This window comes from Amedibacillus sp. YH-ame10, from assembly GCF_053848885.1.
In genome coordinates, this window is record NZ_JBSPFA010000008.1 from 82,280 (window position 1) to 103,390 (window position 21,111).

General features: G+C 35.4%; 23 protein-coding genes. 19 read left to right on the forward strand and 4 right to left on the reverse strand.

Translation table 11 applies throughout. From position 1 onward, the window contains the following. The first annotated feature begins 1 nt into the window (after position 1). From hisD to ACWG42_RS05025, 10 genes are all read left to right on the forward strand, one after another. Positions 2-1,285, forward strand: a complete 1,284-nt coding sequence (hisD, locus tag ACWG42_RS04980) for a histidinol dehydrogenase (RefSeq protein ID WP_455790523.1) — start codon at positions 2-4, stop codon at positions 1,283-1,285. Next, on the forward strand, positions 1,282-2,310 hold the full coding sequence (locus tag ACWG42_RS04985; RefSeq protein WP_455790525.1) for a pyridoxal phosphate-dependent aminotransferase: 1,029 nt from the start codon (positions 1,282-1,284) through the stop codon (positions 2,308-2,310). Before hisD ends, ACWG42_RS04985 begins: the two co-directional genes overlap by 4 nt. Next, on the forward strand, positions 2,307-2,885 hold the full coding sequence (hisB, locus tag ACWG42_RS04990) for an imidazoleglycerol-phosphate dehydratase HisB (protein ID WP_455790526.1): 579 nt from the start codon (positions 2,307-2,309) through the stop codon (positions 2,883-2,885). Before ACWG42_RS04985 ends, hisB begins: the two co-directional genes overlap by 4 nt. Continuing rightward, positions 2,885-3,499 (forward strand): imidazole glycerol phosphate synthase subunit HisH, encoded by a 615-nt coding sequence (gene hisH, locus ACWG42_RS04995; RefSeq protein ID WP_455790528.1) that lies wholly within the window; start codon positions 2,885-2,887, stop codon positions 3,497-3,499. Before hisB ends, hisH begins: the two co-directional genes overlap by 1 nt. Next, complete coding sequence (gene hisA, locus ACWG42_RS05000) at positions 3,496-4,215, forward strand: 1-(5-phosphoribosyl)-5-[(5-phosphoribosylamino)methylideneamino]imidazole-4-carboxamide isomerase (RefSeq protein WP_455790529.1); 720 nt, start codon at positions 3,496-3,498, stop codon at positions 4,213-4,215. The genes hisH and hisA overlap by 4 nt, the downstream gene beginning before the upstream one ends. Before the next feature lies 1 nt (position 4,216). Then, on the forward strand, positions 4,217-4,978 hold the full coding sequence (gene hisF / locus ACWG42_RS05005; protein WP_455790531.1) for an imidazole glycerol phosphate synthase subunit HisF: 762 nt from the start codon (positions 4,217-4,219) through the stop codon (positions 4,976-4,978). Next, complete coding sequence (hisI, locus tag ACWG42_RS05010; protein ID WP_455790532.1) at positions 4,975-5,310, forward strand: phosphoribosyl-AMP cyclohydrolase; 336 nt, start codon at positions 4,975-4,977, stop codon at positions 5,308-5,310. The genes hisF and hisI overlap by 4 nt, the downstream gene beginning before the upstream one ends. Continuing rightward, positions 5,298-5,621 (forward strand): phosphoribosyl-ATP diphosphatase, encoded by a 324-nt coding sequence (gene hisE / locus ACWG42_RS05015; protein WP_455790533.1) that lies wholly within the window; start codon positions 5,298-5,300, stop codon positions 5,619-5,621. The genes hisI and hisE overlap by 13 nt, the downstream gene beginning before the upstream one ends. Before the next feature lie 94 nt (positions 5,622-5,715). After that, the gene (locus tag ACWG42_RS05020; protein ID WP_455790535.1) at positions 5,716-6,570 is read left to right on the forward strand and encodes an AraC family transcriptional regulator; all 855 of its coding nucleotides are present in this window, start codon (positions 5,716-5,718) and stop codon (positions 6,568-6,570) included. A gap of 70 nt (positions 6,571-6,640) precedes the next feature. Beyond that, positions 6,641-7,243 (forward strand): DUF308 domain-containing protein, encoded by a 603-nt coding sequence (locus ACWG42_RS05025; RefSeq protein ID WP_455790536.1) that lies wholly within the window; start codon positions 6,641-6,643, stop codon positions 7,241-7,243. Between the two features lie 26 nt (positions 7,244-7,269). On the opposite strand, the gene ACWG42_RS05030 is transcribed toward ACWG42_RS05025, so the two are convergent. The 4 genes from ACWG42_RS05030 to ACWG42_RS05045 form a co-directional block, all read right to left on the reverse strand. Further along, positions 7,270-8,568 (reverse strand): MerR family transcriptional regulator, encoded by a 1,299-nt coding sequence (locus ACWG42_RS05030; protein WP_455790538.1) that lies wholly within the window; start codon positions 8,566-8,568, stop codon positions 7,270-7,272. Positions 8,569-8,666: 98 nt separating this feature from the next. Next, entirely contained in the window at positions 8,667-9,611 is a 945-nt protein-coding gene (locus ACWG42_RS05035) for a magnesium transporter CorA family protein (RefSeq protein ID WP_455790540.1), read from the reverse strand. A 201-nt stretch (positions 9,612-9,812) separates the two neighbouring features. Beyond that, complete coding sequence (locus ACWG42_RS05040; protein WP_455790541.1) at positions 9,813-11,312, reverse strand: tetratricopeptide repeat-containing diguanylate cyclase; 1,500 nt, start codon at positions 11,310-11,312, stop codon at positions 9,813-9,815. A gap of 24 nt (positions 11,313-11,336) precedes the next feature. Beyond that, positions 11,337-11,870 carry a DJ-1 family glyoxalase III gene (locus ACWG42_RS05045; RefSeq protein ID WP_455790543.1) on the reverse strand — a complete coding sequence of 178 codons (534 nt, stop codon included), beginning with the start codon at positions 11,868-11,870 and terminating at the stop codon, positions 11,337-11,339. Positions 11,871-11,969: 99 nt separating this feature from the next. Between ACWG42_RS05045 and ACWG42_RS05050 the strand changes: the two genes are divergently transcribed. From ACWG42_RS05050 to ACWG42_RS05090, 9 genes are all read left to right on the forward strand, one after another. After that, positions 11,970-13,313 carry an alanine/glycine:cation symporter family protein gene (locus ACWG42_RS05050; protein ID WP_455790545.1) on the forward strand — a complete coding sequence of 448 codons (1,344 nt, stop codon included), beginning with the start codon at positions 11,970-11,972 and terminating at the stop codon, positions 13,311-13,313. Then, on the forward strand, positions 13,314-14,447 hold the full coding sequence (locus tag ACWG42_RS05055) for a glycerate kinase family protein (protein WP_455790546.1): 1,134 nt from the start codon (positions 13,314-13,316) through the stop codon (positions 14,445-14,447). A gap of 106 nt (positions 14,448-14,553) precedes the next feature. Next, the gene (locus tag ACWG42_RS05060) at positions 14,554-14,850 is read left to right on the forward strand and encodes a helix-turn-helix domain-containing protein (RefSeq protein ID WP_455790548.1); all 297 of its coding nucleotides are present in this window, start codon (positions 14,554-14,556) and stop codon (positions 14,848-14,850) included. Further along, a complete protein-coding gene (locus ACWG42_RS05065) occupies positions 14,825-15,718 on the forward strand; it encodes a hypothetical protein (protein ID WP_455790549.1) in 894 nt (297 codons plus the stop codon). Before ACWG42_RS05060 ends, ACWG42_RS05065 begins: the two co-directional genes overlap by 26 nt. 207 nt (positions 15,719-15,925) lie before the next feature. Beyond that, on the forward strand, positions 15,926-16,285 hold the full coding sequence (locus ACWG42_RS05070) for an ArsR/SmtB family transcription factor (RefSeq protein WP_455790551.1): 360 nt from the start codon (positions 15,926-15,928) through the stop codon (positions 16,283-16,285). A gap of 41 nt (positions 16,286-16,326) precedes the next feature. After that, positions 16,327-18,801, forward strand: coding sequence for a heavy metal translocating P-type ATPase (locus ACWG42_RS05075; RefSeq protein ID WP_455790552.1), 2,475 nt, complete (start codon positions 16,327-16,329; stop codon positions 18,799-18,801). Positions 18,802-18,856: 55 nt separating this feature from the next. Next, complete coding sequence (locus ACWG42_RS05080) at positions 18,857-19,279, forward strand: hypothetical protein (protein WP_455790554.1); 423 nt, start codon at positions 18,857-18,859, stop codon at positions 19,277-19,279. A 214-nt stretch (positions 19,280-19,493) separates the two neighbouring features. Continuing rightward, positions 19,494-20,516: an alpha-hydroxy-acid oxidizing protein gene (locus ACWG42_RS05085; protein ID WP_455790555.1), complete on the forward strand. Its 1,023-nt coding sequence runs from the start codon at positions 19,494-19,496 to the stop codon at positions 20,514-20,516. Between the two features lie 13 nt (positions 20,517-20,529). Then, positions 20,530-20,919, forward strand: coding sequence for an inorganic diphosphatase (locus ACWG42_RS05090; protein ID WP_455790557.1), 390 nt, complete (start codon positions 20,530-20,532; stop codon positions 20,917-20,919). Positions 20,920-21,111: the final 192 nt, after the last annotated feature.

Consider the following 21,111-nt stretch of genomic DNA (forward strand, 5'->3'; position numbering starts at 1 on the left):
CATGTTAAGCAAGATGGATGTAAAAGATGCGCTTGGATTAAGTGCGTATCTAGAAAGTCGCAGTGAAGATGTAGATAGTGAACTGATTATGAACGTTAGCAAGATTCTTGCGGATGTGAAGAAAAACAAAGATGAAGCGCTCTTTCGTTATACAAAAATGTTTGATAAAATCGACTTAACAACCTTGCGAGTAAGTGATGAGGAAGTTAGACAAGCCGCATCGAAGGCCGATGCTTATTTTGTGGAGTGTTTAAAGAAGGCTGCGCAAAATATTGAGTTTTTCCATAATGCGCAAAAACAAAACGGCTATCATTTAGAAAAAGAGATGGGAATCTATCTTGGTCAACGTGTACTACCATTAGACAGTGTTGGTATTTATGTGCCAGGAGGTAGAGCGCAGTATCCTTCTAGTGTTTTGATGAACGCGATTCCTGCACGTATTGCGGGTGTAAAGCGTATCGTTATGATTACACCACCTTCTGCAGATGGTAGTTTACATCCCAATATTGCGGCGGCGGCGTTGGTCGCTGGAGTGAGTGAAATCTATAAGGTAGGAGGAGCCCAATCGATTGGTGCACTTGCCTATGGAACACAGAGCATTGCGAAGGTAGATAAAATTGTTGGACCTGGAAATATCTTTGTCGCAACTGCGAAGAAGCTCGTCTTTGGAACGGTAGATATCGATATGATAGCGGGACCAAGTGAAATATTGGTGATCGCAGATGAAGGGGCAAATCCGAATTATATCGCAGCCGATTTATTATCACAGGCAGAACATGACCCTTTGGCAAGTTCAATTCTAGTTACTACAAGCGATACCCTTATCGATGAAGTAGATATAGCTTTGCGTAAGCAGTGTGATGTATTACCAAAGAAAGAGATTGCGCAAGCATCCTTAAAAGATTATGGCAAGTCTATTCTTTGTAGTAGCATTGAAGAATGTATCGAAATTAGCAACGCAATTGCTCCAGAACACTTAGAACTTATGATACAAAATCCAAAACAGTATTTGGATCTAGTGAAACATGCAGGGAGTGTATTCCTTGGTTATCAAACATGTGAAAGTATTGGAGATTATTATGGTGGTACTAACCATGTGTTACCAACAAGTGGAACTGCACGTTTTTCCAGTGCATTGAGTGTAGATAGTTTTATTAAGAAATCAAGTTATCTTTACTATACAAAAGAAGCGTTAGATTGTTATGGGAATGATATCATTGAAATCGCCCAACAAGAAGAATTAGAAGCACATGCGAATGCAGTGAGAGTGAGGATGAAATCATGAAGGAAGTAGAAACTTACACAGCCAAGCAAACTGGCAACATCATGTTAAACGCAAACGAACTCTATCAAGATGTAAGTGTATCTATCAAAAAAGAAATCATGGAAGAACTAATGCAGGTTCCCTTTCATCGCTATCCAGATGAGCGCAATCAAGCATTGATTGAAGCCTATAGTAAACATATTAATATTCCTTGTGAGAATATTATGGCAGGGAATGGTTCCGATGAAATGCTAGGCTTGATGATTGGATATTTCCTTGGAAAAGATAAAACGTTATATACGTTAACACCAGACTTTTCTATGTATGACTATTATACGAGCATGCAGGAAGCAAATATCTTAAAGTTTGAATGTGAAGAAGATGGAAGTTTCAATATCCTAGATTTTATTGAACATGGACGCCGTAATAACGTTCATATGATCCTATTTTCGAATCCAAACAATCCAACAGGACACTACTTGGACAATGCATCATTGAAAGAAATTGTAGAAGCATTTCCTACAATTCCTGTTATCATCGATGAGGCGTATAGTGAATTCGCAAAGGAATCGATGGTTTCTTATATTGAACAATACCCAAACCTCTACGTCACTAGAACGTTATCAAAAGCATATGGTTTAGCTGGTGTACGTTTAGGATTCCTCATGGGAAATAGTACAAATATGAAAAAGCTTCGTACCAAAGGAGTCCCTTATAACATTAGTAGTATTGACCAAAAAATTGGTGAAGTCGTACTACGTTATGTTCAAGACTATCAAGAAACGCTCAAAGAAACTATTGCACAACGAGATGCATTCTATGAGAAAGTGAAAACTTTAAAACATGTTACTTTTTATCCATCTCAAGCGAATTATGTATATGGAAGAAGTAAACATAAAGAAGCATTGTTAAAAACGCTAGAAGACGCTGGAATCATCATTCGAACATATGCAAATGATACATTCCGTGTTACCATAGGTTCAAAAGAAGAAAACGCACAAGTGTTACAGTTATTGATGGCGTTTGACAAGGAGGTTATCGCATGAGAACAAGTATAAAAAAACGTACGACAAAAGAAACAGATATTTCATGTACTATAAATTTAGACGGAGTAGGAACGGCAAACATAGATACAGGGATTGGTTTTTTCGATCATATGTTAACGCTGTTTGCCTTTCATTCAAAAATGGATATCGATGTAGTTGCACGCGGTGATTTAGATGTGTGTGATCATCATACAGTAGAAGACTGTGGAATTCTTTTGGGTGAATGCTTGAAGGAAGCGTTGGGTGATAAAAAAGGAATCGAACGATACGGTTCTATGAATTTAGTAATGGATGAAACTTTGGCAAATGTATCCTTAGATATAAGTGGTAGAAGTTTCCTTGTGTACAACTGTGAATTGAAGCGTGAACAAATTGGAACCCTCTCTTGTGAAATGGTAGAAGAATTTCTTCGTGCGGTTGCCTTTCAAGCAGGTATTACCTTACATGTAAATGTATCCTATGGAACTAACGATCATCATAAAGTTGAAGCTATTTTTAAAGCTTTTGGGCGTGCGTGGAAACAAGCGATTGCGATTACTTCCGATGAACTGCCTAGTACGAAAGGCGTACTATAATGATTGCGGTGATTGATTATGGGATGGGAAATTTACACAGTGTGATCAATGCATTAGAAAAGATTGGTGCACCTTGTGTATTAACAAACGATCCCAAAGTTTTAGAAGAAGCCGATAAGTTAATTCTTCCAGGGGTAGGCGCATTTCCAGATTGTATGAAGAACTTAGAAGCACATGGTTTGATAGAGGTACTTCATAAGGAAGTCATTGAAAAAAAGAAACCTTTATTAGGTATCTGTTTGGGGATGCAAGCTCTTTTTGAAGAGAGTGATGAAATACAACTTACAAAAGGGCTTGGATTTTTACCTGGGCGAATTGAAAAAATGGAAGATACAGATGTAAAGATTCCACATATTGGCTGGAATTTATTAGAAGCAAATATGTACCATCCTATCTTTGATAGAATGTCCACATCGCCATTTATGTATTATGTACATTCTTATTTTGTACAAGGGTATGTAGATGCACATGTATTGGGATATTCTCAATATGGTTCTTTAAAGATACCAGGGTTACTACGTAAAGATAATATATTAGGTGCACAGTTTCATCCTGAGAAAAGTGGAGAGGATGGACTTTCCATCTTAACCTATTTTAAGGAGGAGTTTGTATGATAATTTTACCTGCGATTGATATCTTGGATCAAAAGCCAGTACGTTTATACCAAGGAGACTACGCAAAACAAGAATGTGTAGGAGAGAGCATTTTAGAGATTGCGAAAACCTTTGAAGCAGAAGGCGCTGACTATCTACATATGGTAGATTTGGATGGAGCTAAAGAAGGGAAAAAAGTAAACCAAGCATGTATTGTGGAAGTCGCAAAGAAACTATCCATTCCGGTGGAAGTTGGTGGAGGTATCCGTTCTATGGAAGATGTAGATTTCTACATCGAACAAGGAATTGCACGTGTAATTCTTGGAACTGCGGCAATCGAAGATCAAAGTTTCTTAAAAGCAGCGATTGAAAAATATGGTGATAAGATTGCGGTTGGAATCGATTGTAAAGATGGCTACGCCTATGGACGTGGTTGGTTAGCAAGCAGTGAAAAGGAATATGTATCGTTCGCGAAAGAATTGGAAGCTATGGGTGTTTCTACCATTATAGTTACTGATATTTCAAAAGATGGTACGATGATGGGACCCAATGTAGAAATGCTACGTAATCTAAAACAAGAGATTTCTATGAACATTGTTGCCTCGGGTGGGATTAAAGACATTCATCATATTAAGTTATTAAAACAACTGGATATTTATGGTGCCATTACAGGAAAAGCAATGTATGCGAAAACACTTTCTCTTCCTGAAGCAATTCAAACTTGTAGGGAGGATTAGTATGCATACAAAACGAATTATTCCCTGTCTTGATGTAAAGGATGGAAAAGTTGTAAAAGGTATTAATTTTGTTGGATTAAAAGAAGTTGGTGACCCTGTAGATTTAGCAAAATCGTATTATGAACAAGGAGCCGATGAACTTGTATTTCTAGATATTACTGCTACGCATGAACAACGAGATACGATGGTAAAAGTTGTGAATGCCGTTGCGAAAGAAATCTTCATACCCTTTACGGTAGGTGGAGGAATTCGTAGCGTTGAGGATATTCGAAAGATGTTGTTGGCTGGTGCGGATAAAGTATCCTTAAACTCCGCTGCTGTACACAATAAGGAATTGATTAAAGAAGGTGCAGATATGTTTGGCTCCCAGTGTATCGTTCTAGCAGTCGATGGAAAAAAACGTGAAGATGGAACTGGTTGGAATGTCTATATCAATGGCGGACGTGTAGATACAGGCATGGATGTACTTGCGTGGATTAAAGAAGGAGTTGCGTTGGGTGCTGGAGAAATTCTACTAACAAGTATGAATGCCGATGGAACAAAACAAGGCTTTGATATTGAACTGTGTAAAGCTGTTCGAGACATGGTGGATGTTCCTGTAATTGCAAGTGGAGGATGTGGTACATTACAACACTTCGCAGATGTATTTGAACAAGAAGCAAGCGATGCGGCTTTGGCGGCTAGTATGTTTCATTATGGAGAGGTTACCATACAAGAAGTGAAGGAGTATCTCCAAGAGAAGGGAGTACCAGTACGTTTATGATAGAAATAAATTTTAAAAAAGGGAATGGACTAGTTCCAGTCATTGTACAAGATTACAAAAGCAATGAAGTGCTTATGTTAGCCTATATGTCTAAACTCAGTTTGGATATGACCATACAAACAAAAAAAGCGACCTATTATAGTCGCAGTCGAAATCGATTATGGATCAAGGGTGAAACAAGTGGACATTATCAATATGTAAAAGATATTCGTATAGATTGTGATAATGATACAATCTTATTAAAAGTAGAACAAGTAGGAGCTGCCTGTCATACAGGCCATATCACATGTTTCTACCGTAATATGGAGGGAGAAGAAGTATGCGAGAACTAGATGTATTATATGAAACGATTTTAGATCGTAAAACAAATGGTGAAGAGGGTTCCTATACATCTTATCTGTTTGAAAAAGGTTTGGACAAAATACTGAAAAAGGTTGGTGAGGAGTGTACAGAAGTCGTAATCGCCTCACTTACACAAACCAAAGAAGACCAAGTGAATGAAATTGGAGATTTGTTGTATCATTTAACAGTCCTTATGGTAGAAAAGGGAATTACGTTAGAAGATGTAAACGCAGAGCTAGAAAAACGTAGTAATAAAACTCATAATCTTAAAGCAGAGCGTAAACCAATTGAAAAACTATAGCCGATGATTCGGCTTTTTTCTTTTTAGAATAACACCTTTGATGAAAATTGATACATAATTTTCTGATACAATAGTAGTTGAAAAGAGGTACCTTATGAAAAATCAAGAATGTATACATTCATTATTATCTTATATAGAAGAACATCTATATGAACCTCTCACCATAGAAGAGCTATCGAAGCAAATGGGGTATTCCACCTATCACTTACATAAACTATTTACGGGAGCATTTGAAATGAGTATCCATACATATATCGTTAGAAGAAGATTGAGTGAAGCCGCGTATTTCTTGGTACAAAGTGATATGAGTATTATAGAAATCGCCTTACAAGCAGGATATGAATCCCAACAAGCATTCCATAAAGCATTCAAAGGATTGTATCATAAAACTCCTGCTAGTTATCGAAAAAAAGGGAGCGGTTTTAAAGTACAAATGCCACTTACCTTATCAAATCCAACAACATTACCAACCTCCTATGAAATAGATGTCGTGGAGCTGGGGGCCTTAAAATTTGCTGGATTTCAAGGGGATTGCGCAAAAGGTTTTCAAGTGATCAGAAAATGCCATCATAATTTACATAAGTATAAAGATAATATTAGAACTAGAGTAAATACAGATTTTTATGTTGGTATCAATGATTATACAAACGCGAACTTTGATACAACACAACCTTCATTCCTCTATTTTACAGGGATACAAATACAAGAAGAACTTCAGAATTCAATGTTTTATATAAAGGATATTCCCGCATCTCGTTATCTTCGTTTTCGCTTCTACGCAAATCCGAAAAATTCCATGGAGCCCATAGCATATGCCATATATCACGAGTATCTTCCTTATACAACCTATTGTTGTAGTGAGCATTGTCCAATGGATATCATCTTTTATAAAGAAGTACATGGAAAAGAAAAGGAAGTAGAAATATCTTATCTTGTAGGAATTGATTGAATAATTTCACATAACTTCTATAAAGTTTGTTATAATAAGCGTAGCTATGAAACTTTACAGGAGGATGTTTATGAGTTTGAAAATCGAAAATTGGAAGTTGCTTGTATTATCTATTTTCTATGTTATATTTTCTATTTTATCCTATATGATTACAAGAGATCAGTTCTTGAACTTCTTTATGATTGCGGGTATTTTATTAGCGCTTGTAGGATTATTTCAAATCTTGGTGTATTTCTTCAAGAAAGAGTATATGAAACCCAATGAGTATAGTTTTGCGTTTGGTATTCTATATGCGATTGCAGGATTGATTGTTGCCAGTAAGCCTGATGTTATTGTGGATAATTATCCTATTGTCATCAGTGGACTGATCGTACTAGATAGTACCCTTCGTCTACAATATTCTATGAATCTATTCCGTTTACAAAATAGTCAATGGAAAGTAAATGCATTGTTGGCAGTGGTACCATTACTTCTTGGTATGGTGTTAATATTAGTCGATATGGAAGAAGGCTTCTTACATAATTATTTTAGTTTCTTATTGATTCTAGATGCAATCTCAAATTTCTATACGGTTATATATTACAAGAAGATTGTGAAAGAATTTAGTAGTAAGGGATATGATATGGTTAAAAATGAGGAACAAGAAATCCTTGATGTAGAAGAAGTAAAATAAAGAACTAGGCAAATTCGCCTAGTTCTTTACTTATTACGTACGATTTTTAGAAAGCGTTCTTTATATTCTTTCGCAAGATCGTTATACTTGCTGTTATCTTCACTCGATACTTTTTTAATATTATGCTTCATCAAATATGCATCATATTCTTCTATTTCTAAATAGGTATGTTGTACGTACTTTTCTTCATCTCTTGGGGTTGGTTGTGAGATATCAATCGTTTGTCCATTTTTTAGATGTATTTCATAATAAAAATCTCCTGTATGTTGTCCAGTGAATGAGAATGTACGTTTTATAAAACCTGTTTCCACATGGTCTATATCCTCAAGTGTGTAGGTTTGATAGATGGGGGCATACCAACGCATTATTTTGATATGATCTTTTGAGATGACATTAATGTTACTTATACATACATATAGCAGTATTAGGTTTGCTAGTAGAAAGAGCTTTTTAAATCTGCGAATTTTATTCCATATCATATTCCAAATCGCAATATCTTCATTTTCTGTATACTTATAGATTTTTGTACCACCGATTATAAATCCTTCAAACATAAAGATAAAGGATAAAAACGTATAGATGCGAGGCATAGACCACAACAGATAGTCATCCGGTATCAGAAAGTTTCGTTGTATAGAAGAAATGCAATACATACCAAAGAAGGTAAGAATCAACAACAGAATTACCATTCCAAAGATTTTCCAATTTCCTTTTTTTATTGCACGATACTCTTTACGATGTTTTGCATATTCAACCCATAGTAGTGTAATCAAGACAATATCAACACAAGAGAAAATAGTTAGAAGCAATGGATTTGCAATTGGATAATCATCAACGATGTATAAGAATAACCATAGGATGGGACCAGATAATATAAGTGTAGAAGCAATATAAAATGCCAAAGAGTGTTGGCTTATCATCGCGTAAAATTTGCTTACTTCTTTGAAATCTTCATCTTTAACATCCTGTAATGATGCATTATATGTTTCGATAGCAAGGCTATCTTTTTGTTCAAGTTCATGTAACATATCATGACAAAGAGCGATTTTAATCTCTTTTGTAAAGCGTTCCTCTTCAAGGACTGTTAATTGTTTCTGTAAGAGAGTATCCAATCCACAATTGTTCATTTGGTATTCTTTAATATCCGCGATAGAAATATCTAAACCTCGTAACAAGCGTATCAATTGTAACTCTTCTATACAAGATTCATCATACTCACGATAATCACTCGTGGTACGTTTTACTTCTAATAAACCCTTACTTTCATAATAGCGGATAGCTTTTGCGCTTAAGCCTGTACGCTCTTCTACTTCTTTTATTTGCATAACTCCACCTCTTTCCTCTTTATTAGATACCTTGACCTTAGGGAAAGGTCAAGAGAAATCATGAATTTTATAAAAAAACGTATGAATGTCATCATACGTTAATGAAACATATCTTTTTTCTTGAAAATCCATGTTGCGATAAACATAGCAATCACAGCAACGATTGTTGGGAACCACCATTGTGGAATAGGAAGTCCTGCAACATTCATACCATAGAAACTAAAGATAATATTAGGAATCGCCATAACAATGGTAATGACTGTTAAGATTTTCATTACGATGTTAAGGTTATTGGAAATAACAGAAGCAAAAGCATCCATAGTTCCAGATAATATATTAGAATAAATATTACACATCTCAATCGCCTGATGGATTTCAATTAATACATCTTCTAATAAATCCTGATCTTCTTCATATAGTTTTATCAAACGTCCTCGACTAATTTTATTCAACGTAACTTCATCTGTTTTTAATGAAGTAGAGAAATAAACGAGTGATTTTTCTAATCCTAACATTTGAATCAATTCTTTATTTCTCATGGATTGATGTAACAAATGTTCTGTACGAGAAGATATACGGTCAATTTGACGTAGATAAATCAAGAAGCGTTGAGAAATGCGTAACAACAACAATAATAAAAATCTAGTTTTCATATCGGTGTTCATTCCACGAACTCTACCTCTTGCCATATCTTCTATGCTAAGGTTGTCGTATAAGGAAATTGTTATAATATACCCTTTCATAATCACAACACCAATTGGAAGTGTGGTATATAATAAGGTATTTTCTGTAATATTATCATCTTCTTCTGCACTAGGATAATCGACAATTACCAATGTTTGATTTACATCATCATCATAATCAATATGTGAGCTTTCTTCTTCATCCAGTGAAGATTTGATAAACTCTGGCACGATGCCAATATCATTGATAAGATAATCGATTTCTTCCGTGGTAGGGGAAACTGCGTTGATCCAACAACCATGTTGTGGCTCTTCTATTTTTTTTGTGACATTATCAAAGGTCTTGTAAAATTCAAGCATATTTTTACCTCCTTTTTACAGGAGATAACGTAGGTAGTCTCCTGTAAATTGATTTTGAATGATATGTTGACCCGCGGGCTCTGGAGACATGACCTACACCTTCTTTCTATTTGCTTGTTAATTATAACACAATCTGTTTTTTAGGGATATGGAAAGAAAGTAAAAAATGAAAAAAAGGAATCCATAATAGATTCCTAAGGGTTAAATTTTGCGTTCAAAGCGATTTTTACCATTGCGTTTGGCAAGGTATAAAGCTTCATCAGCCTTGTTTAGCAAATCTTTATAATGTGTGTTTAGTTCTAAACGAGGTATACTCGCATATCCAATAGATATTTCAATCTTTGTATCTTTAAGTGCTTGATAAATTTCATTGATATAGGATTGTATTTGAGTGTCTTCTTTATTGATGACAATACATAGAAATTCATCTCCTCCATAACGATATGGAATGATTTCATCATCTGCCTTTTCCATTAAGATTTCTCCAAGTGTATGTAATGCCTCATCTCCATATAAATGTCCCAATGTATCGTTACATTCCTTGAAATTGTCAATATCACACATGAGGATACTAAGGGTATGAACGTTATTATTATTGAGAAGTTTTTGCATATCATGTTCAAAAGAATTTCTATTTTTTAAACTAGTGACACTATCGTAGGTAGCACTTAGTTGAAGGCTACTGTTTATCTTCATCATCTTATCCAATAAGAGTTGATCACGATAAGAGTCCGCTTTATCTTTTTTCATACGTTTTTCGCATTCTTCATTAACGATATAATACTTGTGATATAATTCTGCTAAATCATGTTCGCTAGTAAATTTCTCAGTGTACTTTATATAATATCTCAATAAGAAAAGTTTTTCTTCTGTATTTTCAATTTTACATATCGATGCGAAAGTCTTCATTGCGTGTATTGCCTGTTCTTTTGTGCCTATGGTCATCATGAGAAGTAAGATATCTTCATAAATGGTATACATCAAATGTGCTTCAATGGATTCTTTCTCAAGAACTCCCATCGTTTTTTCAATGGATTGTAAAGCAGCTTTATCGTTTCCTTCCATATGAAAAACGATTGACTCTAAGCCCCAATACATGGCAGGATAGATACTTACTTCTTCCATTATCTTTAGATACTTTTTCGCATCCGTTAAATTTTGTGTCTCTACGTAACATGTAATAATATTACCAAGGATAATGGTTAAATTACGACGTAAGAAATGGGTCGCATATTGAGTCATTAGTTCATAGGATTCAATATAGTAGTGAAGTGCTTCATGATAATCTTCGCATTGTTGAAAGACAAGCGCGATATTATTTAGAAGCCCTGCTTTGCGTTCATAATGATTGATTTCCTCACATATATGTAAAGACTGGCAATAATAACTTATGGCAGTATGATAATCGGACATCATATTGTAATAGATTCCACATAGCATATATAACTGGGAAGTCTCTTCTTTATTATGTTCCACTTTATGAGCTAACGCTTCATACATATATTTATGGCAGTCTTTGTTGTCACGTTTGGCGACAGAGTAGTCCAAAAGATATACATAAGCAATGTAAATCCCTTCATAATCCTGATTTTTACGGGAGTCATCTAAAAGCTGAAGGCAGAGCGTTTTTTCTTTTTCAAGATCTTGAAAGCGTGCATCTTTTAAATCAGTTTTAAACTGTTGGTAATTTGATTCCTCCATGGTGGAACCTCCTTTATCTGTGCTTTAGTAGTAGATAGATTCTTTTATCTTCTTACATACTTTTTGGCCAGCTAGTTTTTCGATTATAAGGAATGCAAAGTCTATAACTGCCGCTGCAGATCTTCCTGTAATTAGGTTCCCATCACTTACAGCGTATGTATCAATATATGTTCCTTGGAAGTCTTCGTTCATAGATGTAAAGCATGTATAGTTCTTACCTTTTAGGTAACCAGCTCTACCAAGTATAGTTGGGGCAGCACAAATCGCAGCGACCATTTTATCTTTTTCTATGAATTCACGAAGGATATTCATCACTTGTTCACTTGACTCTAATCGTTGATAGTGTGGACCTCCTGGCAAAAACAACATGCCATATTGCGAAGTATCCACATTTGTTAAAGAATGCAAATTGCTTAAAGTGATATCAAAACGTCCAGTTGCCTGTACATTATCGATTACATATACATCAATTTCAATACCTGCTCTTCTTAATAGGGCAATGGTACCTACTGCCTCTAATTCCTCAAAGCCATCACTCATAATACATAAAACTCTCATTTGAAAACACCTCTTTCTATATTTATTATACACCCATTTTTTGTGACTTGGAATTATTCCATAGAAGAAAAGAATATAGTAGTGTAATGGAGGTATATAATGGATAAGTTAATATATATGAATGAGGTAGCAAATTCTTTCGTATGGGGAAAATATATGATTATGTTTTTATTGTTTATTGGGGCGTTGTTGATGATAAGAACACGGTTTCTTCCATTTTGTCATATGCGTTTGATCATAAAAAAGACATTGGGTTCGTTAGGGAAGAAATCTCATAAAGAAGGAGTGACTTCCTTTCAAGCGGTGTCTACCGCATTAGCAGGAACTCTTGGTGTGGGAAGTATTGTGGGAGTTGCGACTGCCATAACAATGGGCGGTGCTGGGGCTTTGTTTTGGATGTGTATCAGTGCGATTTTAGGTATGATGACCAAATATGGGGAAGTGGTGCTTGCGATCATCTATCGAGAAAAAACGCCAGAAGGATATTTAGGGGGACCGATGACAACATTAGAAAAAGGATGTCGATTACCTTTTTTGGGAATTCTCTTTGCGTTATTTTGTATCTTTGCCTCTTTTGGTATTGGCAATGTAACGCCTGCCAATACCATCATGGAATCCATACAAGCATATCTTGATGTACCTACCTTGCTTGTAGGTCTTATGATTGCGGTTGTTGTTGCGTTGGTGATATTTGGAAAAGGCAATGCGATTATGCGCTTTAATGAAATAATGATTCCCCTAATATCTATCATATATATAGCTGCGTGCATATATTTGATCGCAAGCAATGGGGATAAAATTATTTCTGTTTGTTGTTTGATATGGGAAGATGCTTGGAATCTTTCATCAGGAGTAGGAGGCGTAGGAGGGTTTGCGATTAGTCGTGCGATTCATTATGGGATTGCACGAGGTGTTTTTTCCAATGAGGCTGGTATGGGAAGTTCTCCTATATCACATGCAGCTGTCGCTGATGTGCATCCTGTAGAACAAGGGTTTTGGGGAATCTTTGAAGTATTCTTCGATACGATTGTGGTATGTGTACTTACAGGATTTATGATTTTAACGAGTGGTCTGTATGAGAGTGGGTATGATGGAGTAGCCCTCACCATTCAATGTTTTGAACAAGGATTTGGTTCCATCGGTGGAATCCTTTTTGTGATTTCTATCTTATCATTTGCGATTCCATCCATTGTTGGTTGGTACTATTATGCGAGTGAATGTATCCGTTATTTATTTACCGGGAAATGGATGTTACATGTCTATCAATTCATATTTTTAGCGTTGTTAATCATCGGTCCACAACTAGATTTAAACTTTGTTTGGAACGTTGCGGATACGTTAAATGGCTTTATGGCAATCCCTAATTTACTTTCTATTTTAATTTTGAACAAAGATGTGGTAAAATGTACGCAAGAATATATTGCCCAGTATAGGAGTGATTAAATGAAGGTTATCATTGCTTGTGACTCTTACAAGGGCTGTATGACATCCAAGGATGTCGCTATGCAGATAGAAGATGGAATCCATGAAGTAGATCCTACGATTGAAACCCTTTCCTATGTCATCGCAGATGGCGGAGAAGGAACCGTAGAAGCATTTTATGAAACAATGCATGGAGTAAAACAGCCGGTAAATACCACAGATGCATACGGAAAGAAAATTAAAAGCGAATACACAATCATTGAGGATGGGCAAACTGCTGTCATAGAAGTTGCCAATATTATTGGTTTAAACATGTATGAGCGAGAAAAGCGCACACCTTTTTTTGCGAGCAGTTATGGAGTAGGTACTGTTTTGTTAGACGCAGTGGAAAAAGGTTGTAAGAAGATTATTATAGGATTAGGAGGTAGTGCTACCAATGATGGTGGTATGGGACTTTTACAAAGTCTAGGTGCTAGATTTTATGATATGAACCATAAATACTTATCTCCACAGGCAATCAATCTTGAAAAGATACGATACATCGATTTTCATCGATTGAATGACTTAAAAGATATCGAGTTGATTGCGGCTTGTGATGTAAAAAATCACCTATTAGGTGAAGAAGGCGCAACCTATATATTTGGAAAACAAAAAGGATTTTTTCCAAATCAGCTAAAGAAAATTGATCAAGGAATGGAAAATTATCGTTTTCAAATTCAACGTTATACAAATATAGACATTAATTCTTTTGAAGGTGGAGGTGCCGCTGGTGGTATTGGCGCAGTGCTTATAGGTTTGTTGCATGCGACTATGCATCCTGGGATTGAATTGTTATTGAGCTATAGTGATATGGAAGAACAAATCAAAGACTGTGATTTGTTAATCACAGGAGAGGGACAAAGTGATCAACAGACTATGTTTGGAAAAGTTCCTGTTGGTATTTTGAATATGGCAAAAAAACATGAGAAACCATGTGTTTGTATTAGTGGGGCATTGGGTATCGGGTATCAGAATTTATATGATTTAGGGTTCATTGGAATCTATAGTATTGCGGATCGTGCAATGACTTTTCAACAAGCACTGGCAAATGCACCAGAAAAATTAAAGAATGCAACCTATGCAATCATGAAAACAATTTTGTATTATGCAAAATAATCATGATTGTTTTTAATAATCTATGATGCGTAGAACATATCTATGAGTTGTAGGTAGGTACTTTGTGTATCTTCCTATATAATAGAAATAGAAAGAGGGTGTGTATATGGATAAACTTATATTTGCGAATAAAGTAATGGAATTACGAAAGAAACAAGGATTGACTCAACAACAACTTGCGGATAGATTACATGTTACAAATAAGGCAATCAGTCGTTGGGAAACGGGAGAAGGATTTCCTGACATCATGTTATTAAAACCCTTGAGTGAAGCACTTGGTATTAGCTGTGATGAATTATTAAGTGAACACGTTAGCTATACAGATATTAAGAAAAGTGATATACAGAAATATAACATATGGAGTAGCTGCATTATCTTTGTTGTTCTATTATATTTTAGGTAAGCTTAGTGTGCCTTTTATCTTATCATTCTTTATATTGTTGGCAGGACTATGGTCATCTTGTTATTTAATGACTCATCATACAAATAAAGAGAAGTTACCTAGTCTTATTCGCTTTGATGCAGTGATGTTATATTTTCCAGTGGTATCCCTGTTTCAAACAATCACAATGATATGGTATCTCTTGAAGCAAAGTGGATTTTCTCTACAAGGGTTGCTTTTTAACTTCAATATGAAAAATTATGGTTCAGATATTTTAGGTGATTCTATGGGAATGATTGACAATACTGTTCTCATTTATATATTTGGTTATATTAGTGCGCTTGTAAGTATCCTAGTTCTTTACTATTTGATGAAAAACTATAGCATTCAACATTATGAAATTGCATGGTATGGAATAAGGATAAACAAAAAAGATGGTAGTGGCTGTTTTAACCAGTTACAGGATTCCACAGAACGTAATGTAAAAAGGGTTTGTTATGTGCTGTGTGCAGTTGTATTTCTAATGATCATCGCAACGATTATATATCAGTACTTTTCTCTATTGAATCTACAATTTATCCCTAACGAACTAGAAGTGGGATATGGAAATCGTGAAGTTGCTATAGAAACTATGGCAGTTTGTAAACGATATTTATATGTACTTGTTGGAATAAGTGGAATTGTGCCATTGGTTGGACTTGTAAAATGTAAAAGGAAACTTGTATATAAATTTGTGCTTATATGGCTATGGGTATACTGTACTGGCATCATCTTCTTTACAACATTAGAGAAAGATATTTATGTAAAAGCTCCTATGTTGTGGATACTTGTGGGTATTGTGATCGTAGGAATGATTTGTGTGTATCGATTTCGAAAGAAGGATAATTAGAACGTAACAAAGACGCATTGTTTTGTGTAAAAGCTTAGAAGAATAAGCAGTAATAAGTTAAGGAAGTGATACTACGGTATGACTTCCTCTTTTTAATTATGAACATATTTTCATTTCTGTTTTTTTATGATTTAAATAGTTTACATTTATAGGGGGTTGTCATATAATACATATGAACAAATGTTCATATGTCGAAATGAGGCGAAGATGATGACAAAAGAAATGCCAGTATGTGGCGAACATAACGTACATGAGGATGTAGTAGAACGTATACAAAAGATGATGAGAAGTGAAGATGAATACAATCGTCTAGGAACATTATTTAAAATGTTTTCAGACCCTACTCGTCTAAAGATATTAAGTTTATTGTTTCAAGAGGAGTTGTGTGTTTGTGATATTTCATGTCTACTAGACATGAGTCAATCCGCAGTATCGCATCAATTGAGTGTATTGCGAGCGAGTCGATTGATCAAATACCGAAGAGAAGGAAAGAATATTTTTTATTCATTGGATGATGAACATATCCAAAAAATCTATGATGCTGGATTATCTCATATTTTAGAGTAAAGTATTCATTTTTTGGAAAAAGAAGAAAGGATGCGATATATATGGAAAAGGTATATCTATTAGAAAATTTAGATTGTGCAAATTGCGCAATGAAAATAGAATCAAAGGTTGGTAAATTAAAGGGTGTACATGAGGCAAGTGTAGACTTTGTGCAAAAGAAAATGTATGTTACATTCGATGGTGATGTAGAAGAAGCAATTAAGGATATCGTGGTAGCTTTAGAACCGGATGTAAACGTAGTGGATATTACCAAGAATAAAAAAGAACATGAAGAACATCACGAACATGAGCATAGCCATTGTGGGTGTGGTCATAATCACGAAGAACATCATCATGATCACTGTGCATGTGACCATGATGAACAACATGAACATGGAAAATGTTGTGGGCATAGTCATGAAGAACACGAGGAACGTGTGATGACAGGAGCTCATAAGCTCTATATAAAAGGTTTGGATTGTGCAAATTGTGCGCATAAAATAGAACAACATGTTGCACATATGGAAAACGTAAAAGATGCTAGCTTGAACTTTTCCAATGGCGTACTATTTGTTGAATTAAAAGATCATACACTTGAAAAAGATAGTCTAGATAAGATTGCAAAGGCAGTCCTTACCTTGGAAGATGGCATAAGTGTAGAACGTGAGAAGACAACAGTAGAAGAAAAGAAGCATTCCTTATTTTCATTCTATGAGAACTGGCGTTTATATATGGGGATTTTATTATTTGCTATCGCCATTATGTTGGAGAAAGAAAGTTATTCTCTTTGGATTTTTATTGTCGCTTATATCTTTGCGGGTGGAAGAGTTGTATATATTGCGATCAAAAACATTTTACGAGGAGAAGTGTTTGATGAAAACTTCTTGATGAGTGTTGCGACTTTAGGTGCGTTCTTTGTACAGTCTTATAAAGAAGCAGTAGCCGTTATGATTTTTTATGAAGTGGGAGAAATGTTTCAATCCTATGCAGTTCAAAAATCTCGTACTTCCATTTCTTCCTTGATGAATATTCGAGCAGATCATGCCAATAAGTTAGTCGATGGAAAAGAGATGGTTGTAGATCCACAAGAATTAAAAGTAAGTGATATCATCGTATTGAAACCAGGAGAACGTGTGCCAATGGATGGTGTTGTAATAGAAGGTATTGGTGCTATGGATACTTCTGCTTTAACAGGAGAGTCAATGCCAAGGGATGTTCAAGAAGGGGATGAAATCTTAGCAGGTGTAGTAAACTTGAACAGTGTTTTAAAAGTACGTGTTACAAAAGAGTATGGAGAATCCACCGTATCTCGTATTTTAGAACTAGTAGAGAATGCAAGTAGTAAAAAAGCACCAATGGAAAAATTCATTACAAAGTTTGCGAGAATCTATACTCCAGTCGTGGTTGGGTTGGCAGTCTTATTAGTCATACTTCCAATGGTATTTATAAAGGATGCTGTGTTTTATGATTGGTTGTATCGTGCGTTAACCTTCCTTGTAGTTTCTTGTCCTTGTGCACTTGTTGTATCTATTCCATTAGGATTGTTTGCAGGAATTGGTGCGGCGAGTAAAAGAGGAATTTTGATTAAGGGTGGAAATTATTTAGAAGCCTTGCATAAGATTGATACCGTTGTTTTTGATAAAACAGGAACATTGACCAAAGGTGTATTTGCACTACGTGACATCTATGTACAAGACGCAACAAAAGAAGAAGTATTACAGTTAGCTGCATATGGTGAAAGTCATTCATCCCATCCAATTGCGTTATCTATTGCAAAAGCATATGGAAAAGAAATTGATACGACACGTTTATCACAATATGAAGAAATTGCTGGCCAAGGGATTCAAGTGAAGCTAGATGGAAACATTGTCCTAGTAGGAAATCATAAGTTGATGAAAGCCAATCATATTGAATTTCAAGATACCAAAGAAACAGGAACGATTGTACATGTTGCGAAAGATCATGTATATATGGGTTACCTTTTAATCGATGATGTAGTAAAAGAAACAAGCAAACAAGCAATTCAAGATTTAAAGAAACTTGGTGTTTCTAAGACTGTGATGTTAAGTGGAGACCGTAAAGAGGTAGGAGAACATGTAGCTTCTATATTGGGGCTTGATGAAGTTTATATGCAATTATTGCCTGTAGATAAAGTAGAAAAAGTCGAAATGTTATTAGAACAAATGGGTGAAGAACATAAATTAGCATTTGTTGGAGATGGTATCAATGATGCCCCTGTACTTGCTAGGGCGGATATTGGAGTTGCCATGGGTGGTATCGGAAGTGATGCTGCGATTGAAGCTGCAGATGTGGTCTTGATGAAAGATGATCCTTCTTCTTTAGCAACTGCTATGAGCATCTCTAAAAAGACGATGCGTATCTTATGGCAAAACATTATTATATCACTCGGTGTAAAAGCAATTATCTTAATCTTTACTGCATTTGGATTTGCAAATATGTGGATGGGAGTCTTTGCGGATGTAGGAGTTACCTTATTGGCGGTTTTAAATTCTATGCGTGCATTAAAAGTTGAATAACGGAGATAATAAGGTTATAATAAAGCAGATTCAAACATAAAATAGAGGTGAACCCATGAAAAAAATAGCATTAACACTCTTCTGTTGCCTTATTGTGCTAACAGGATGTTCTTCCCCAAAAGAAAAAGGTGGAAAAGTTTATGATGTTACAGCGAGTGAGGCTGTTAAGAAAATTGAAAATAAAGAAAGCTTTGTTCTCATCGTTTCTTTAGATACATGTCCACACTGTGAAGATTTGAAAGAAGAATTAAAGAAAAACGTTGCAGATCAAGGGGTATCGTTTTATCGTATAGAATTAAAGTCAGAAGATACGACTACACTGTATAGTGATATCGATATGCTAGAGAAGCATCTCACAAACCCATCTAAGATTCCTCATATTTACATTATTGAAAATGGAAAAGAGAAAAAGGAGTCTGAAGGATATGATGGTGAAAATCCTGATGAATTCTGGAATTTTATAGAAGAAAATGTCTAAGAGTATACCAAATTAAAGAACGAAGTAAGAGAATAGATGAACCTCATTTATTCTCTTATTTTATACAAATGAAACATACATGTATCAAAATGATGATTAAAAATGAAAGATATTATGAAAATAAATTAAGGTGTTGATAAATTGTTTCATAAACAGTATAATATATGGGTAAGTATGTTTTTAACATAGCTATTTTAGAAAGTGATGTGTAAGAATGAAGAATTGGCAAGAGGTGTATGCGAGCGCAAAACAGCGCTGTGAAAAGTGCAGATGCTGTCCTGTTTGTAATGGCGCCGCATGTCGAGGGGAAACTCCTGGACCTGGTGGTAAAGGGAGTGGGAGCGCATTTGTTCGAAATGTGGATATGTTAAAGAATATCTTTATTACAATGGATACAATCAGTGATAATACAGAGATTACCACAACTGCAGATTTTTTTGGTCATTCTGTTTCACTTCCTGTGTATGGGGCACCAATCAGTGGCATCAAGCAGAATTATGGAGCTGACCTTGATGATTTAACGTATACGAAACAACTTGTAGAAGGTTGTTTACAAGCTGGTACGTTGGCATTTACAGGAGATGGTAAGGACGATGAATTATTTTGTGGTCCAATGAAAATTGTGAAAGAGAATCAAGGATATGGCATTCCTACGATCAAACCTTGGAGTGGTGATGGTATGAAATGGCGAATCGATCTTGCGGCTGAAGGAAATGCACTTGCCATCGCTTCTGATATAGATGCGAGTGGTTTGATTAACCTTAGAGACAGTGCTACTCCAGTTGGATTTAAAAATGTAGAAGAGTTAAAAGAATTAAAACGTATGTCTAGTGTACCAGTTATTTTAAAAGGTATCCTGAGTGTAAAAGGTGCAATGAAAGCACTAGAAGCAGGCGTTGATGGTATTATTGTCTCTAATCATGGAGGACGTGTACTAGATGATTGCTTATCGGGTATTGAAGTCTTGGAAGAAATCGTACAAGCTGTGAATGGACGCATGAAAGTGTTTGTTGATGGAGGATTTCGTACAGGGAATGATGTATTTAAAGCTTTGGCCTTAGGTGCCGATGGTGTATTGATTGGACGTCCTGTATCACAAGCTGTGATTGGGGATGGAAGTGATGGCATCAAGACATATATGGAAAAAATACAGTTAGAACTAAAGGAAGCAATGGCAATGGCTGGATGCAAATGCATACAAGACATTGGCAGAGAACATGTAATAGTAAAATTCTAAAGGAGGAACAAATATGAATTCATTCGAAAATAATGCTTTTTTCTGGCAGAAGCTAGATACCCTGTTTTTATCATCAAAATTGGTGGTAGATCGTCCTAGAAATTCAAGTCACTACAAATACAGTAACCTTGTATACCCAGTGGACTATGGATATCTAAACGATACAACAGGATCTGATCAATCTCCAATTGATGTGTTCAGAGGTAGTGAAAAATCTACATTAGTACAATCAATTGTAGTAAGTGCAGATATTTTAAAGAAAGATTGTGAAGTAAAATTAGTGATTGGGTGCAGTGAAGAAGAAGAAAACGATATTCTTGAATTCTTGAACCAGACCGAATTCCAAAAAGCAGTATTACTAAGAAGAGGGAATGAAGTTCCTGAATGGGCACAAAACGATTAAGCTGAACTATCAGCTTTTTTTTCTGGAATTTTTAAGGCATGACTCTCCTTATACTTTCATATAGTGATGAAAGGAGACCAACTATGAACTTGTCAAGTAAAACATGAAAAAAAATAAGACACGATAAAAAGAACTAACAAGGTAGCTAATTTAAAAAGATAGATGAAAAGAAAGTCTAATCTAAAATAAATT